Raw genomic sequence first — 16494 nt, 5'->3', positions numbered from 1 at the left:
AATATGCTAGGGCCTTTTATATTTTAAGCTTTTTTGAATTTGGGTCTTTATAAGATATTTACATACTCTGTTTTATATTCAATGAATTTTCGTTTATTTTAATATTTCGTTTCGAAAAATGAAGAATTGAAAATCCAACCACGCCTAAAAGACCAAAAATAATCCAAGGAAAACTCATGTCTTGCCAATACTTCGTAAAGAAAGTCCCTGTATAGTTTCCAATAGTAAATCCTAGGGCAAGTGATAATTGAAAGAAACCAAAATAGGTTGCTGTGTATTGTTCGTTACTAAAGTTTGCTACAGCAATATCCGCATTAGGTAGTACAAGTGTTTCTCCGATAGTAAATAAAATAACACACACCAATAGCCAATATGGATGAAAAGAGATGGGAATGAGAAGGAAGGAGATTCCCATTAGTAATACACCATGCTTTACAAGAGAAATTGGATGATATGTTTTGAAAAGATGTTTAAAAACAATCATAAATAAAAAGCCTGAAATAGCGTTTATCGTAATAACGAGTCCTACTAAATTTTGATCGTGGCTTATGTTATTCATATGAAGTGGTAATGCAACCGTAAGTTGTGTAAACATCGTATAAAAAAACACCATAATGAGTGAAAAAGATAAAAAGTGCTTGTTTTGCGCAGCAACTTTTATTCCTGTTAATAGTTGTGTTTCATGCACAGTGACATGAAAGTGAGATCTAAGAGGAAAAAATAGGAATGCTAGAACGAACATGAGTGATCCTGTAAATAAAAATGGATACAGCGGATTACAATGAAGCAATACACTACCTGCAATCGGCCCGATGATTGCTCCGCCATTTAGAAAGAGATTTAAGTATGTAAACGTATCCTTTCTTATATGAGCAGGTTGAGAACCAAAAATAGCACGTGCAGATGGTTCATAAAAAGCAGTTCCAAATCCGATGAATATTGTTGCAAGCATAATAGTGTAAAATCCAGAAAATATTCCTAGAGAAAGAAAGCCAATACCTCGTAAAATGGTTCCAGTTATCATCATGATGATATAACCAACCCGATCTGCAAGTATTCCTGTAAATAACGGAAAGATTCGAGAGGTAATTGTAAGCGCTGTTAAAATTGTGCCAACTTGCATAGCAGAAAAATGTAAAGAATTAGATAAATAGAGAGCTAGAAAAGCCATTACCGCAAAATGACCAAGCGTCATAAAAAAAGTAGAAAATAATACAAACCGAATAGGTAATGAAAAAGATTTCAAAATATCCACTCCTTTTTGTTAACCTCCTATTATTTTTAGTGGTTAACAATTTTATGTTATGATTATACTGAAAATAAGAAAAAAAGTAAACGATGGAAAGTCGGTGGTGATTTTGAGTAACAACCAAACTGCACCAGAGATGTTAGAAAGTATAAGAGCGTTTTTAAATACATGGAGAATCCCAAATGAAACGAGAAAACCGGTTGATTTTTTTGAAACAGAAGAAAATGTATATTTGTTTATGAATGAACAATGGAATGAAGAGTTATCATTTGGTTCGGTTGAGGAAATAAAAAGTTTCCGCGCTACCATTCGAGAGGCGGTTGAACAGCAGAAATCATTAAAGCCGTTGTTCGAGAAGTATCCATTACAAGTAAGCCTTGAGGATGGAGAAAATGAGATTACATATCAAGCAATTGGTGAGGAAAATTTATATACATTTTTGTTACGGATTATTGTTTCTGCGATTGTAAATAAACAGTGGGGAAGATTGAAAGCTTGTCCGGATTGTCAGTGGGTGTTTTATGATCAATCTCGTAACGGTAGTAAACGCTGGTGCGGTATGTATGCTGAAGGAGAAGGGGGAAGAGCTTGCGGAACAATTGCAAAAGTGAAGAGGCATCGCGCGAAGAGAAAAGCAAGTTCAAGTTATATCAAATAGTAAAATAGCCGAGGCTTGCAGTTCTGCAAAGTTTCGGCTATTCTCTTGCTTTTTAGCAATAAAATGTTTATTTAAAACAAATTATTTTATGATTTTTTTAATTGTACAAGAACCAGACCATCTGGTAATGTAATTTCTTTTGTTTCTATAAAATTATGTTTCTTATATAAAGCAACGGCAGGCGTATTATTCTTACCAGTTTGTACAATATAAGGTGTTGTTTCTTCATGTAGTTGAAATAGATGTTGCAATAGTGCCGTTGCAATTCCTCTATGAAAATATGTAGGGGAAACAACGAGGCGATGAATATCAACAACATCATCCTCATATAGAAATGAAATAAACCCAGCTAAAGTATCATCAATGAAGTATCCATAAAAGATTTCATTACAATTTTGGATATCAAAAATTGTGTCATACAATCGAGGAATTGTATTGTTTTGAATATGCTGTGCTTCAATTTTATATGCGGGAATTTGAACTTCTAAAATTCCAGCAGCTTCTTCAATAGAAGAAGGAGATAATTTTCGAATCAAGTAGAGGCCTCCTTTATGAAAAAGTGAGAATATAGGATTCTCACTTTACCGTATAACCAGTTTTAATTTTTTACAAGTAATTCATTAGCATATTGACGTGCCCATCGGTCAGTTGCTAATACCTCTTCTAATGAAGGATTAGCAATATTATGATGAGCTTCTAATGTAGAATAGATTGTTCTTTCGATGTCAAAAAATGAAATCTTGTCTTGTAAATATAAAGCATTTGCAATTTCATTCGCAGCATTTAGTACAGCTGGTTTTGTGCCACCAACTTTCCCAGCCTCATAAGCGTAGTGGAGACAAGGGAATTTCTCTAAATCAGGTTTTTCAAAATGCAAGCTGCCAACTTCTAATAAATTTAATTTTTTGAAGGCAGATGGTAAACGCGATGGATAGTGGAATGCATATTGAATAGGCATTCGCATATCAGGTGCTCCGAGCTGAGCCATAATAGAGCCATCTACAAATTCTACAAGGGAATGAATAATGCTTTCTTTATGAATCATAACATCGATTTTTTCGTAGGGAACATCAAATAGCCAGCGCGCTTCCATTACTTCAAACCCTTTATTTAGTAATGTTGCAGAATCAATTGTTAATTTTGCTCCCATTAGCCAATTTGGATGTTTCAACGCATCTTTCGCTTTGAGCAGTGCCATTTCTTCGCGTGTTTTACCCCTGAATGCACCGCCAGACGCTGTTACAATTAACTTTTCAATTTCTTTATAATTTTCACCATTTAAGCACTGGAAAATAGCAGAATGCTCACTATCTACAGGAATAAGGCGACAATGATTTTTCTTTGCTAATTCTGTAACAATGTGTCCAGCTGCAACTAACGTTTCTTTATTAGCGATTGCAATGTCTTTTTTTGCTTTTAGTGCTTCGATTGTTGGAAGTAGTCCTGCTATACCAACGACAGAAGTTAAAACAAGATTACTATCAGGATGCGTAGCAACTTCAATTAATCCTTCATCTCCATATACCACTTTTGTTTGAGTAGAAATTCGTGAGCGCAGTGTATGTGCTAATTCTTTTGTACTCACACTTACAATGCGCGGCTGAAATGTTTGTATTTGTTGTTCTAGCATATCAATATTTTGATTTGCGCTTAGCCCTATAATTTGAAAGTGTTCTGGGTGAGCAGCGACTACATCTAGTGCTGATGTCCCAATAGAGCCAGTTGATCCAAGAATTGAAATGTATTTTACCATAATAAATCCTCCATAGTTGTATGAATCCTTTCCGTAAACCTTTATCTAATTAGATAAAAAAAAGAAAATTCCTGCATAATAAGACAGAAAGTTCTCTTTTATATGAAAAATAACTATGGTATAATAAGGAAAATTCAAAAGAAAAAGTGATGATGGGGAAGAGTACATATTTGGAACTTTACAGAGAGCTGATGTTTGGTGGGAATCAGTAAGAGAAAAATATGGAATGGACTCTGGAGCTTCATGCTGAACTGAGTAGGCTATGACGGTTATTTCGACGTTATTCGAATTGTAAAGAGAGCTATGTATTTGTAGCTAATAAAGGTGGTACCGCGGGAGTCCCTCGTCCTTTTTAGGATTGAGGGACTTTTTTGCGTGATAAAGGAGGGGTAGTTGTGAATAAAAATGTTATGTTAACAGGAATTAAACCAACTGGACATCCGCATCTTGGAAATTATATTGGAGCAATTAAACCAGCCTTACAGCTTTCTAAACAGAGAGAAGGAGAGGCATTATATTTTATTGCTGATTATCATGCATTAAATGCAGTGCAAGATCCAATGAAATTTCGTGAATATACGAAGGAAGTAGCAGCAACATGGTTATCATTAGGTTTAGATGAGCATGTAATTTTTTATCGTCAATCAGATGTACCAGAAATTTTAGAATTGTATTGGATTTTAGCTTGTCTTACTCCAAAAGGTTTAATGAACCGAGCGCATGCTTATAAGGCAAAGGTTGATCAAAATATAGAAGCAGGGATAGATGCAGATACTGGTGTAAACATGGGATTATATACGTATCCAATTTTAATGGCTGCTGATATTTTATTATTTCAATCAAACTATGTTCCAGTTGGAAAAGATCAAATTCAGCATGTAGAAATTGCGAGAGATATCGCAACGTATTTTAATAATGCATTCGGTGAAATTTTTATATTGCCAGAGTATATCATTCAAGAAGAAGGGGCAATTGTACCAGGTCTTGACGGACGGAAAATGAGTAAAAGCTATGGAAATGTTATTCCGCTATTTGAGGAGCCAGAAAAGTTGAAAAAGCTTATTTTCAAGATTAAAACGGATTCATCTTTACCAAGTGAACCGAAGGAACTTGAAACATTATTTATGTTGTATAAAGAGTTTGCGACAGCTGAGGAAGTTACAATTATGAAAGAACAATACGCAACAGGCATCGGCTGGGGGGATGTAAAAAAAGAGCTACTTCGAGTTATTAATCGTGAATTAGAGGAGCCAAGAAAGAAATATGAAATGTATATGAGTGAACCGCAGTTGCTTCAGGAAGCACTCAAAAAAGGAGCAGAACGCGCAAGGGAAATTGCTAAGGAGAATTTAGTGGAAATAAAAAAACGGATTGGGTGTTAGTGTTAAAAGGAAAAGATTTCGTCCCTTTTGTCTTATTAAAAAATAGTTGTAGATTGAAAAGGTGTTTTCTGTACATGAAAGCACCTTTTGTTAACATAAAATCAAAGTATCGCAAAACCTTTAAAAGTCCCTTCAGAAGAACTGAAGGGACTTTTTATTCACATAATTAGTGTTATCGGAAGTCAATGAGTATATTTTTCAAGTGATTTATTCAATAAAACTCATTCTTAAGTGGTCTCATAAATAAGTCATTTAATGTATTTAAAGGATCCACTCTATGAATGATAATATCATTCAGTGACTCAATGATTGGGAGCTCTATTTTGGGGATATACATATTGTTTAGGGATTGCAAAGTTGAAAGACCTTCAGCGAGATAATCAAACTGTTTATTTGTTACGAATGATTCTCCGAAAGTTCTATTATGACTGTGTTTTGAGAATATTGTCGCTTCATAATCCCCTAAATGAGCCAATCCATATGCACTTAGTTCATTACCTCCAAGATATTTTATTAGTCTTGAAGCTTCAAAGGGGCCGCGTGCTATTAATGGTCCTTTTAGACTTGTCAGGTTTAAACCATCAAGCATTCCAGCTGCGATACCAAATACATTTTTCAATGCAGCTCCAATCTCAGTACCAATTAAATCTGGATTTGAGTAAAATCTTATCAGTTTACTTGAAAAAGCACTTATAACAAAATCAGTTATAGCCGGTGAATCTGATGATACTACCATACAATTTGGAACTCCATTAATAAAGTCTTGTACATGTCCGGGTCCAACCCAAGCTGCAACTTTTAAATTTACACCTAATTCTTCCTTAGCTATTTGAGTAAGTCTTTTACCTGTATCAATTTCAAGTCCCTTCATATTTAGTGTGAAAATCTTATCGTAAAAATTTGTTGTAGATACTTTTTTTAACAAGCCCCTTAAATATTGGGAATTGATTGATATGATAACAATATCTGAATGAGATATTGCTTCGTTAAGAGAAGTTGTAAATTTAATTTCTGGTTGTAAAGTTAGATATTGATTCTTTCTGGTTTTAATTAAATTATGGAAATTTCTTGAATCTTCTCTTCCCCATATCAAAACATCATGACCTATTTTTGAAGAATACCATGCTAAAAAACTACCCCATCTACCGTTTCCTAAAACACTAATTTTCATATAGACTCCTTAGAAAATAATTATATAATTCCCTATTACTTTTGTACTCAGGAAGGGGAATTCCTTTTGCATACTCTATACATATGAAGTTTACATAACATATCATTATACGTAGTAAACAAAGAGACTAATCCCATTTTTTACAGGGATTAAGTCTTTTTCTCTTTTGAGAGCTTTATATAAAAATATATACATACCTTTCATTTATATACTTATTAAAAAAGTGTCTAAAATTAATTTATGTAATGATCCTAAATTTGTAGGAAGATCATGAATAGGGAAGAATCGCAAATCTTTTGATTCATTGTGATCGATACGTAATGTTCCTTCAAAATCACGACAAATATATGTGGCGAGAACTCCATATACTTGATCTCCATTTGGGTAAACATTGAAGAATTCTTTCCCAGAAAAATTTTGAAATAGTTCTAAATGCTTAACAAGTAAACCTGTTTCTTCATAAACTTCTCGTTTAGCGGCTTCTTCTAGCGTCTCACCGCATTCAAGTGCACCACCAATTATGCCCCAACAATTGAAATCACTGCGAAGCTGAAGGAGTACTTCATTGTTTTCATTTAGTATAATTACATGTGAACCTATTAAAATGAGTGGACGATTTCCAACTAGGCTGCGCATTTCTTCAATATATCCCATATATACACCTTTTCCTTTGTTTATATTACATACGTGCAAATTGTAAGTATGTTTCGTATGTAGTAAATCCTAACTTTTCTAAAATTGGAACAGAATGACCTGATCTTGCCTGACATGTTGCTAAAATAATGCCTTTTTCCTCCGTATTTTAATAAAATGTTGGTAGTTCTTTTAACATCACCTCTGCTTGTGATGTTATATAAGTAAATTGAAGATTATTTACTGTTCTAAAATATAAACTACGCAAGAAAGTTTTTACATTTGAACATAAATTGCAATATTCATTGATTGGAAGTCTCGATTTAAATAGTGGCAGCAAGTTTAGTTTGACGCGAATTGTATCGAATAGCTGCTTTTGCGAGAAACCGAGAGATATCATAGAAAGAAGAGGGGTAATAATACGCTCATCCTCATCAAAATGATATACAATGGAATAAACGAATATTTTATTTAAAAGGCAATGTGTTAGTTCGTCATAATATTGTGATGATAATTTTTGATTATGAATAAGGGCATCGAAAGCATCTGATGCATGGGCGATGCTATGTGCCCACCCGTAAGGTTGTATGTATCCTCGTAAATCAATTTCCTGGTTCATATAGTCTACTAATTTTTCTTTTACGGTAATAATAGTTTCTTCTGTTAAAAAGTTTGTTCTATTATCTGCGCATATTATTAATGCAATTAATAATGTTGTAAAAGAACGTGTAAACACACTATTTGTGTTATCTGAAGTGATGCCATAAAATAAATAGTTTTCTTCTAAAGTTAGTATCAGTAATTTTTCTAACTGAGCTTCATGAAAATAATCACGTGAAATAAAATGAGAAAATGTAGAATAAATCAGTTGATCACGTAAGTTGCCGTCTAATGTTCCGATATGCTCTAGCATATGTAAGCTTAATTGATTTAAATCTATATTTTGAGGTAGTAAATATCCGTTTTTTTGAATGGTTTCTAGTAATTGCTGCAACATAATGGTATTCAATGGTGCTCCCCCTCGTTATAGCTTTATCGATAAGACACTCTAGTGTCTATCCCGCATTAACGGGCAGTAAGCCCCCACCTCAAGATTATAAAGAGACGAGAAAGATAGATGGGAGATAACTGCTGGTATGTGCCCGACTGAGTGGGCTTTCCATTAGTCGGGGATGAAAAAAACTACTGATAGAAGTTTCACTTTATAAAAGCCTAATTGTTCAGGTTAATTATTGATGAAGGATGAAGAAATTTTTTATTAGTAGAATTTTTACGTTATAAACATTAAATGTCTAATATTCTACATATTCATAAAAACTCCTGCTCATGCAATAGAAAATATGTTATTTTAAAAATTTTACAGAAAGAGGTTAAAGAATGAATCAATTCGTTAATATGGAACGAGATTTTAAAGTATTGGTAGGAGAACCGCAGTATATTACAATTGAAGAAAATAATATAGTTTCCTATACAAAGGAACAAGTTACAGAGATTGTACAATATTGGATTGAAAAAGCAATGGGTAAAGAGGTTTTACATTTACATTTCGTTATTTCATCAAAAAGTCCAAATTATACACATTATGAAGAGGTGTTTCAGAGTTTGCAATTCCAGCATCAAAAAAGTTGTGTTACGGTGCTGAAAGATTTATCCGATGTTACAGATGTGGAAGTACGGTTAACGCTGAAAACAATAGATGAAGTAGGAGAAGACGTATTTAAAACAATTTGGCTGGAGTCTATGCAATTTTCTTTAAATACGAAAGAAACATTATCTATAGATCAATTATTATATGCTTTTCAAACAGAAATTGGCGGCAGATGGAATGAACATTGTTTAGTCGCTTTTCAAGAAGACGATCCAGTAGGAGTTATTCTTCCACATATAGAGCCAGGTACGATAGAAGAAGGACGATTGTTTTACCTTGGTATTGTTCCGAATATGCGTGGTAAACGATACGGGACAATGCTGCATGAAAAAGCACTGTACATTTTAAAGAATGAACTGCACCCCAATTGTTAGACACAGTCTAACAATTGGAGGTGCAGTTTTTTTATGACAAGATACTCTTTAGAAACCAAGTTATCTGCCGTTACCGATTATCTTAACAGCGTAGAATCCTTTAAAGATATAGCTCAAAAACATTGTGTAGATATGACGATGTTAAAAAAATGGGTAGCTAAGTTTAAAAAACATGGATTGGCAGGTCTTCAAAAGACATATACAAATTACTCTGTTGAGTTTAAAATGGACGTACTTAAATTTATAAGCGAGATGGGAGCGTCCATCGCAGAAGCTACTACGGTATTTAATATTCCTACTTCTAGCACTGTGTGGAAGTGGAAACATTTATTTGAAACACAAGGGATTGACGCTCTTCAACCAAAGGAAAAGGGGCGTCCACCTATGAAAAAGAAGCCAGAGAACAATCAACAAGTAGAAGGATCAGAAGAAGCATTAAAAGCGGAAATTGAGAGATTACGTATGGAGAATGCGTATTTAAAAAAGTTACATGCCTTAATTCAAGAAAAGGAAAAGTCACAGAACAAGACAAAGCGCAAATAATTTATGAGTTGAGGCACGAATTTAAAATCATTGACTTAGTAAAAGTCGCTGATATTCCGCGCAGTACCTATTATTACTGGGTGAAACGAATGGATTGCCCAGATAAATATCACGAAGTGAAAGAAATGATCCAACAGATTTTTCATAAGCACCAAGGTCGATATGGCTATCGTCGTATTACATGGACATTACGCAATCAAGGTATCATATTAAATCACAAAACAGTTCGTCGCTTAATGAGCGAAATGAATTTAAAATCTCTTGTCCGTATGAAGAAGTATCGCTCATATCGTGGGAAAGTTGGTAATATTGCACCAAACATACTAAAACGTGATTTTGGAGCAACGAAACCAAATGAGAAATGGGTTACAGATGTGACAGAATTCCACATACATGGTGAGAAGTTGTATTTATCCCCGATACTTGATTTATATAATGGTGAAATTATTGCGTATAACATAGAGAAACGTCCTGTTTACCCATTAGTCTCAAAGATGTTGAATAAGGCTTTTCAACAATTAAAAAATGGTGAATTTCCTATCCTCCACTCGGATCAAGGATGGCACTATCAAATGAAGGAATACCAACATGTATTGAAAGAAAAAGGAATTACACAAAGTATGTCTCGTAAAGGGAATTGTTTAGATAACGCAGTCATCGAAAATTTCTTTGGCTTATTAAAGTCTGAATTACTCTACTTACAAGAGTTCGAAAGTATGGAACATTTTAAATTAGAATTAGAAAAATATATTCACTACTACAATCATGACCGAATTAAAACAAAATTAAAAGGAATGAGTCCTGTACAATACAGAACGCATTCCTCATTAGTTGCTTAAAATATGTGTCTAACTTTTTGGGTTCACTTCAGAAATAGGTGCTTCTTATTACATTGGTAGCACAGATGAGATGAACGATACTATGAAACGAGTGTTTTCAAACAACAACTGTATACAGTTAGGGAAGATGGAGAAATATACAAGGGTGATTGGACAAGGATAAATAGAGCTCCCCTTCGAAGTATTTAAAGAAATAAAGTGAAACTTCCGTGAGTGGAGAGGCTTCATCTCCCGCTCATGGAAAGTTCATCAAATCGAATTGGGTCTTTACGGGATAAATCAAGGGGGGAATTGTGTGTTAAAACAAACATTTAAAAGAATAATTCCGTTATATCCCGAATTTTTACTTCCAGGCTGGCATGTGGAACACATATCACAACGCCAGGAGGGAAAAGAGTGGGAAACGTATTGGTTTCAGGTGATAACACCTACAGGAATGTTTCGTGTGAAACAGTTTTTTCTGGATATTATGGAACCGACTTTTCCTGATAGTTGTTTGTATCAGGGGCAGGGCGAGTGTTTTCGATATAACACACTAACATATTGGCGTGGTATAAATTATAAAGGGAACGATAGTTACGTCACTTCTAAGTGGAAAATGCAAATTGAAATTTCTATTGATGATGGAGCTATAGAACAACATCAGATGGAGGGATTTTTGTATGGATTACAACCATTTGAATTAGAGACAGCAAAACAACAAATAAAATTACCCTTTCATCGTTTGAGTTTTCAAGCTCATACAGAAGATGGCATGGGAGAAATTAACCGTTGTTCTATATGGTGTCCTCCAGAAGAAAAAGACTTTGCACCATTACCGCTTTTAGTACCATGTACATGGGAGCTAGAGTCTGTTGGTTTTGGTAATCATGAAACACAGTATATATACTGGGATACAAAAGAGCAGCTATATGCTCTATGGGCATGTCGGCATACAAATTATAGCTATCGTCCTGTATCTTCATGGATCAGAAACTATAGTTCCCCGCAAAAGATTGGAAACTGTGAATACTATGTGCATCCCCAAAGAGGTACAGTTGTATATCAAGATTTTGGGGATGAACAAATTGCGTATGTATTTCGAGGGGCGCCGTGCACGTCCTTTACAAATATACAAGAAATCTTTTCTTTTTAAGTGCGATGTTTGAGCTTAGAGTGGAATATTTACAAGCAGCAGTTGATGAAATTAGCAATGTGTATGGTTCTGTGGAGCAATATACTGAAAAAGGGATTGGTTTTACGAAAGAACAGTTAGAAGCTTAACGTGATCTATTGTTAGAAGAAAGATAAGATATAAGGGAGAGAGAGGGGCTAAAAAGCGATGAAATCGATTTTTAGCCCTTCTCTTTTTTATCCTACTAGTTTTCATGTAGTAAAATTACAACTTTATATATATATAAAAATACATATTACGCGTATTGGTTATTTATGGTAAAATTATTGTGGGAATTAAGAAGTTAGGAGGGGTTATGGTAGCTACTTTGGGAAGAAGAGTTGGGTTATTATGTATACAGCTTTTACTTACTTGTATCGGTATGATTTTAATTAGTGCATTGCCAAGTTTATTTGTTGGTATGAAGATTCATATTCCATCATACATAGAAGAGATTCGTTTTCTTTGTAACAAATTGCTTCACTTTAGTGATCTTACATATGTAACAAAAAATATCTCGCGTCCATTGTTTCCGCAAATTTTACTTCAGTATAAACAGACAGTTGTTATTTTATTATTAGCACTTTGTATAGCATCTTTCGGTTCATTTCTTCTTACAGTGATCATCTTACGTTTACCTCATTCTATTTCTCGTAAAATAGTAGCTTTGTTTATATTTTTAGAGTCGTTACCAGATATATTGATCATTATTTCTTTCCAATTCATAGTAGTTTGGACTTTTCAGCAAACAAATATAATGATTTTTCAAATTGCTTCCATTGGAGAAACGAAAAGCATTTTCTTACCTGTAGTTTGTCTTTCCATACCTGTCACTTTTTTGTTTGTGAAAATCTTATTACAACTTATTAGGGAAGAGATAGAGAAAGAATACGTGAAGTATGCGAAGGCAAAAGGATTTGGAGAGATGTATATTTTATTTCATCATATTTTACGTAACATTTTTCTTCATCTTATGGCGTATGGAAAAACGATTGTATGGTTCATGTTATCGAATTTAATCTTAATAGAATATGTATTTAATGTGAATGGCTTATTATCATTTCTATTACAATATCCTACATCTGAAGTCTTTTTTGTTGGGTTCTTTTTATTGTACATTCCATTCCTTATACTATTTACCTTCTATAAATGGTTTGTACCAACAGTTATGACGGAGGGAAAATAAATGTGGATGAATGTATGGAAAGATAAGGGGTTTATAATTGGTTTTAGTTTCTTATTCCTCTTGCTAAGCGCAAGTGTTGCAAATACGATTTGGAATGGTGGAGAAGTAAGGTATATTACAGCTCTATATAATAATGAAAGAGAATTAATTGGTGCAGCTCCTTTCGCACCTTCTTGGACGATACCTCTTGGTACTGATAAAAGTGGCAGAGATGTGTTGCATATGGTGATTCAAGGAGCAAAATTTACGATTAGTATTGCATGTATCGTTTCTATATTACGAATGATGATCTCTATGATTTTTGGAATAGTTTTCGGACTATGGTTTAAAAAAGGAATACAGTTATTAGAAAGTTTATTTGATGGCTTACATGTCGTTCCACTCACAATTATTGCATATTTTTTACTTGTGAATGTACTAAAGATGCCAATTGACGGATTCCCAAATCCTTTTTGGAAGCGGGCCATGTTTGAAATTATAATTTTAACAGTTTTAGCACTGCCACCGTTAACCATTTTTATTGCAAAAGACGTTCAAAACATGTGGAATAAAGAATTCATGGAAGCAGCAAAAATTTTAGGTGGAAGTAAGTTTCATATGTTGTGTACTCATATCTTGCCACATATTTTTCCGAGATTGATTTTGCAATGCGTACAACAAGTTATTCAAGTGCTTCTTATGTTAATCCATCTAGGTTTATTGCAGCTTTTTTTTGGTGGAACTTGGATTGATTATAGTCCAATGCAAGAACCTGTCAAAACGCTGTCTTATGAATGGGCTGGGATAATTGGACAGCAATATAAATTATTCTTTGTTACACCGTGGGTTGTTGGTGGACCTATTCTCTTTCTAACATTTACGATTTTTGCATTGCAGCTTATCGCGGGAGCAATTGAACGCGTACAAACAAAACCGATTGTTATGAAAAAAGATGCTAAATGAATTAAGAGAATAGCATTTATAGTTATTTTGTTAATGATCAAAATATTCACAAATATATCCGCGTTGTTAACACTATAAATAGTATAAAATCCGTAACTAAGGGAGGGGATAGGGATATGCTAAAATGGATATTAGTAATGATGATAATAGTAGGATTAACGGTTATTGGAACGATAATGGTTGGGAAAAGTGAGCAAGAAGATTATGGGACTTCGACAAAAGGGAATATAGCGAGACTTTCTATCATTTATCTTTTTCTAGGGGTCATTTTGGTAGTTGGATTAGCTTTGTATATATTTTTTTATGGATAAAAAATAAGGTGTAGTAGAAAAAGAAAGAGAGTGCAACATATTAGCACTCTCTTTCTTTTGTTATTGATTTTTTAGAAATAATTCACTTCGATTTTTATCATTTTTAATAAAGTATGTAAGTTGAAAATGATAAATCCTAAGATATTAATCATTAATGAATCTGAAAAGTTATAAAAATAAAAAAATATTATGCTATAATTAAGTCGTAGATTTTTGGTAAACAAAGGAAGGAATGGATATTAATGATTGAAATTATTAATGTATCAAAGAGTTATAATGGTAGTACATTCGCAGTTAAAGATATGAATTTAACAGTACCAAGCGGAGAGATATTTGGTTTTTTAGGTCCAAACGGTGCAGGGAAGTCAACGACAATTAAGATGATAACGGGTATTCACTCTCTTGATAGCGGGACGATTTCTGTAAATGGAAAAGACATTACAAAAGAGCCGCTTGAAGCGAAAAAGTTATTTGGGTATGTTCCTGACAGTCCCGATATGTTTTTACGCTTAAAAGGGATTGAATATTTAAATTTTATGGCGGATATGTACGATGTTCCGAAAGACGTGCGCCAGGAAAAGATTCGAACATTAGCAGAGCGTTTTGATTTGTACAGTGCATTGTCTGACCAAATTCAAAGTTATTCACATGGAATGCGCCAAAAAATTATTATTATTGGAGTTCTTTTGCATGATCCAGATGTTTGGATTTTAGATGAGCCAATGACAGGATTGGATCCAAAGTCGGCATTTATATTAAAACAAATGATGCGTGAACACGCTGATAAAGGGAAAACGGTGTTTTTTTCAACACACGTGCTAGAAGTAGCTGAAAAATTATGTGATCAAGTTGCGATTATTAATAAAGGAACACTTCAATTTCAAGGAAATTTAGCAGAAATACGAGAGCACTTTGAATCTAATGAATCTCTTGAAAAAATGTTCTTGGAGATGACGGGAAATGAATAAAATTTGGATGTTAACAAAAATATTATTAAAAATGAATTATGCTGACATGTTAACCGATAAGAAGAAGCGTGCTGTATATTTATTTTCATTTTTTGGTCTTATGTGTGTTGGATTTCTGTTTATCGGTCCGCTTGCAAATGGAATGTACGTGGGATTAAAACAAGTTGGTCAAGAAAACTTACTTATTGGTATGGGGTTAGCTATCGCTAGTATATGGATATTTGTAGTTAGTATTACGACAATTTTAACGGTATTTTATTATAGTGATGATGTTGAAATGTTATTACCATTACCACTTCAGCCAGCCCATATTATTACTGCGAAATTTATTACAGTTTTAATTACACAATATGTGATGGCTTCGTTTGTTTTATTTCCAGTCTTCATTGTGTATGGATTGCAAAGTGGTGCTTTTATTACATATTATGTTTACGTTTTAATTGTTTACATATTTTTCCCGATTATTCCGTTAGTTCTTGCTTCGCTTCTCATGACAGTCATTATGCGTTATACAAATATCGCAAAAAATAAAGATCGAAGCAACATGTTGATGGGCTTATTTACGTTGTTGATGGTTGTTGGCATCAATATATTTATGCAATGGAAGAATAGAAGTGCTGCGTCTGGACAAATGACTGCAGATTATTTTGCAAACAATCAATCTTCGTTTCTAGTAGAAATGACAAATTATTTTCCGACAACATATTTTGGTGCAATGGCGTTAATAGAAAGTACTTCGTGGAAAGGAATTTTATATTTACTTCTTTTCGCTGCCATTTCATTGGCATTTTATGCATTGTTTTTCTATATTGCGGAGCGTACATATTTAAAAGGAGTTATTGGACTTTCGAATAGTACTGCAAAAAAAGAAGTGATTTCTTCTGAGAATTTTAATAAAGCTACTGTGCAAAATTCACATTGGAAAGCATATGTGAAAAAAGAGTTTCGTATTTTGATTCGCACGCCACAATTCTTTATTAACTGTATTGTGCAAACATTTGTAATGCCAATTATGTTTTTCTTTATTGTTTTTGTGCAAGATGGTAACTTAGCTTGGTTAAATAAATTCGCAAAAGATAGTGAAACAGCAAGTCTTGCGCTTGGTCTTGCTTTTTGTGCAGGCATGTTTTTAATGGGATCAAACGTTATTGCGACAACTTCTTTTTCAAGAGAAGGTCGCACTTGGTTTATCAATCGCTATTTACCAGTCAAGGCAGAAGGAATTTTCTTTGCGAAAGTATTTACAGCTTGGCTCATTAATACCACTATTTTAGCTATCTTTGGTCTTGTGCTTATCTTTATAGGCGGTGTGTCACCAGTATTTATCTTACTTTGGTTCTTGCTTTGTGCAAATGGGTTATGGTTAAACAATTTAATTGGTACACGCTGGGATGCGCAAACAGCTGATATTCACTGGGATACCGAACAAAAAATGTTTAAAGGTCGTTATACTACGCTTTGGAATTTTCTTGTTAATATATTATTAGTTGGTCTTACTGTAGGTGGAGTATGTGCGTTATTCTTCTTATTAGGAATTGGAATGTGGGGTATGTTTTTAAGTATCCTAGTTGTTTTTACCATTGTAAATGTTATTGTGTCTCGTAGTTTACAACTCGGTGCTGAACGCATTCTAGCAAATATTAAATAAATCGTAAATCCTCTGTTACTATACAGAGGATTTATT

16 protein-coding genes, 1 pseudogene and 1 other annotated feature are annotated in these 16494 nt (G+C 33.7%); of the genes and pseudogenes, 11 read left to right on the top strand and 6 right to left on the bottom strand.

Annotation, left to right across the window (positions count from 1 at the left end):
• Positions 1 to 58: 58 nt before the first annotated feature.
• Entirely contained in the window at positions 59 to 1246 is a 1188-nt protein-coding gene (locus AB1284_RS11820) for an MDR family MFS transporter (RefSeq protein ID WP_429749187.1), read from the bottom strand.
• A 139-nt stretch (positions 1247 to 1385) separates the two neighbouring features.
• Between AB1284_RS11820 and AB1284_RS11815 the strand changes: the two genes are divergently transcribed.
• On the top strand, positions 1386 to 1907 hold the full coding sequence (locus AB1284_RS11815; RefSeq protein ID WP_429754285.1) for a CGNR zinc finger domain-containing protein: 522 nt from the start codon (positions 1386 to 1388) through the stop codon (positions 1905 to 1907).
• 86 nt (positions 1908 to 1993) lie between these two features.
• On the opposite strand, the gene AB1284_RS11810 is transcribed toward AB1284_RS11815, so the two are convergent.
• A complete protein-coding gene (locus AB1284_RS11810; RefSeq protein WP_429749188.1) occupies positions 1994 to 2443 on the bottom strand; it encodes a GNAT family N-acetyltransferase in 450 nt (149 codons plus the stop codon).
• A 62-nt stretch (positions 2444 to 2505) separates the two neighbouring features.
• Positions 2506 to 3660, bottom strand: a complete 1155-nt coding sequence (locus tag AB1284_RS11805; RefSeq protein WP_429749190.1) for a 1-deoxy-D-xylulose-5-phosphate reductoisomerase — start codon at positions 3658 to 3660, stop codon at positions 2506 to 2508.
• Between the two features lie 140 nt (positions 3661 to 3800).
• Positions 3801 to 4014: a binding site (T-box leader), on the top strand.
• Between the two features lie 56 nt (positions 4015 to 4070).
• Here AB1284_RS11805 and AB1284_RS11800 point away from each other — a divergent pair.
• A complete protein-coding gene (locus AB1284_RS11800; protein WP_429754286.1) occupies positions 4071 to 5042 on the top strand; it encodes a tryptophan--tRNA ligase in 972 nt (323 codons plus the stop codon).
• A 211-nt stretch (positions 5043 to 5253) separates the two neighbouring features.
• Here the strand turns inward: AB1284_RS11800 and AB1284_RS11795 are convergent, their stop codons facing one another.
• From AB1284_RS11795 to AB1284_RS11785, 3 genes are all read right to left on the bottom strand, one after another.
• Positions 5254 to 6213: an NAD(P)H-dependent glycerol-3-phosphate dehydrogenase gene (locus AB1284_RS11795; protein WP_429749192.1), complete on the bottom strand. Its 960-nt coding sequence runs from the start codon at positions 6211 to 6213 to the stop codon at positions 5254 to 5256.
• A gap of 204 nt (positions 6214 to 6417) precedes the next feature.
• Positions 6418 to 6867 carry an NUDIX hydrolase gene (locus tag AB1284_RS11790; protein WP_429749193.1) on the bottom strand — a complete coding sequence of 150 codons (450 nt, stop codon included), beginning with the start codon at positions 6865 to 6867 and terminating at the stop codon, positions 6418 to 6420.
• A 148-nt stretch (positions 6868 to 7015) separates the two neighbouring features.
• Entirely contained in the window at positions 7016 to 7855 is an 840-nt protein-coding gene (locus tag AB1284_RS11785) for a DUF2785 domain-containing protein (RefSeq protein WP_429749195.1), read from the bottom strand.
• Positions 7856 to 8223: 368 nt separating this feature from the next.
• Between AB1284_RS11785 and AB1284_RS11780 the strand changes: the two genes are divergently transcribed.
• From AB1284_RS11780 to AB1284_RS11740, 9 genes and pseudogenes are all read left to right on the top strand, one after another.
• Positions 8224 to 8868: a GNAT family N-acetyltransferase gene (locus tag AB1284_RS11780; protein ID WP_429749197.1), complete on the top strand. Its 645-nt coding sequence runs from the start codon at positions 8224 to 8226 to the stop codon at positions 8866 to 8868.
• A 33-nt stretch (positions 8869 to 8901) separates the two neighbouring features.
• Positions 8902 to 10250 (top strand): IS3 family transposase gene (locus tag AB1284_RS11775; RefSeq protein WP_429749199.1). Its coding sequence is split into 2 segments (ribosomal slippage): positions 8902 to 9358 and positions 9358 to 10250, totalling 1350 coding nucleotides; the frame shifts between segments, so codons are not numbered across the junction.
• A gap of 295 nt (positions 10251 to 10545) precedes the next feature.
• Positions 10546 to 11385 carry a hypothetical protein gene (locus AB1284_RS11770; RefSeq protein ID WP_429749200.1) on the top strand — a complete coding sequence of 280 codons (840 nt, stop codon included), beginning with the start codon at positions 10546 to 10548 and terminating at the stop codon, positions 11383 to 11385.
• Positions 11382 to 11513 (top strand): annotated as a pseudogene (locus AB1284_RS11765) (tyrosine-protein phosphatase); the annotation flags it as partial. The gene AB1284_RS11770 and the pseudogene AB1284_RS11765, both read left to right, overlap by 4 nt.
• 206 nt (positions 11514 to 11719) lie before the next feature.
• Entirely contained in the window at positions 11720 to 12589 is an 870-nt protein-coding gene (locus AB1284_RS11760; RefSeq protein ID WP_429749202.1) for an ABC transporter permease subunit, read from the top strand.
• Positions 12590 to 13531 carry an ABC transporter permease subunit gene (locus AB1284_RS11755; protein ID WP_429749204.1) on the top strand — a complete coding sequence of 314 codons (942 nt, stop codon included), beginning with the start codon at positions 12590 to 12592 and terminating at the stop codon, positions 13529 to 13531. It abuts the gene before it with no gap.
• 116 nt (positions 13532 to 13647) lie between these two features.
• On the top strand, positions 13648 to 13842 hold the full coding sequence (locus AB1284_RS11750) for a hypothetical protein (RefSeq protein ID WP_429749206.1): 195 nt from the start codon (positions 13648 to 13650) through the stop codon (positions 13840 to 13842).
• Positions 13843 to 14084: 242 nt separating this feature from the next.
• Entirely contained in the window at positions 14085 to 14810 is a 726-nt protein-coding gene (locus AB1284_RS11745; RefSeq protein WP_429749207.1) for an ABC transporter ATP-binding protein, read from the top strand.
• Positions 14803 to 16458 carry a putative ABC transporter permease subunit gene (locus AB1284_RS11740; RefSeq protein WP_429749209.1) on the top strand — a complete coding sequence of 552 codons (1656 nt, stop codon included), beginning with the start codon at positions 14803 to 14805 and terminating at the stop codon, positions 16456 to 16458. Before AB1284_RS11745 ends, AB1284_RS11740 begins: the two co-directional genes overlap by 8 nt.
• The last annotated feature ends 36 nt before the right edge of the window (positions 16459 to 16494 follow it).

It is taken from the genome of Bacillus sp. S2(2024), from assembly GCF_050474045.1.
In the GTDB taxonomy this organism is placed as follows: domain Bacteria; phylum Bacillota; class Bacilli; order Bacillales; family Bacillaceae_G; genus Bacillus_A; species Bacillus_A yunxiaonensis.
This window is presented reverse-complemented; position numbering and strand designations above follow the sequence as displayed.

Coding starts and splice junctions, on each gene's coding strand:
- AB1284_RS11755 (WP_429749204.1), top strand. CDS start 12,590: ATGTGGATGAATGTATGGAAAGATAAGGGGTTTATAATTGGTTTTAGT.
- AB1284_RS11790 (WP_429749193.1), bottom strand. CDS start 6,867: ATGGGATATATTGAAGAAATGCGCAGCCTAGTTGGAAATCGTCCACTC.
- AB1284_RS11745 (WP_429749207.1), top strand. CDS start 14,085: ATGATTGAAATTATTAATGTATCAAAGAGTTATAATGGTAGTACATTC.
- AB1284_RS11750 (WP_429749206.1), top strand. CDS start 13,648: ATGCTAAAATGGATATTAGTAATGATGATAATAGTAGGATTAACGGTT.
- AB1284_RS11815 (WP_429754285.1), top strand. CDS start 1,386: ATGTTAGAAAGTATAAGAGCGTTTTTAAATACATGGAGAATCCCAAAT.
- AB1284_RS11800 (WP_429754286.1), top strand. CDS start 4,071: ATGTTAACAGGAATTAAACCAACTGGACATCCGCATCTTGGAAATTAT.
- AB1284_RS11740 (WP_429749209.1), top strand. CDS start 14,803: ATGAATAAAATTTGGATGTTAACAAAAATATTATTAAAAATGAATTAT.
- AB1284_RS11760 (WP_429749202.1), top strand. CDS start 11,720: ATGGTAGCTACTTTGGGAAGAAGAGTTGGGTTATTATGTATACAGCTT.
- AB1284_RS11805 (WP_429749190.1), bottom strand. CDS start 3,660: ATGGTAAAATACATTTCAATTCTTGGATCAACTGGCTCTATTGGGACA.
- AB1284_RS11795 (WP_429749192.1), bottom strand. CDS start 6,213: ATGAAAATTAGTGTTTTAGGAAACGGTAGATGGGGTAGTTTTTTAGCA.
- AB1284_RS11780 (WP_429749197.1), top strand. CDS start 8,224: ATGAATCAATTCGTTAATATGGAACGAGATTTTAAAGTATTGGTAGGA.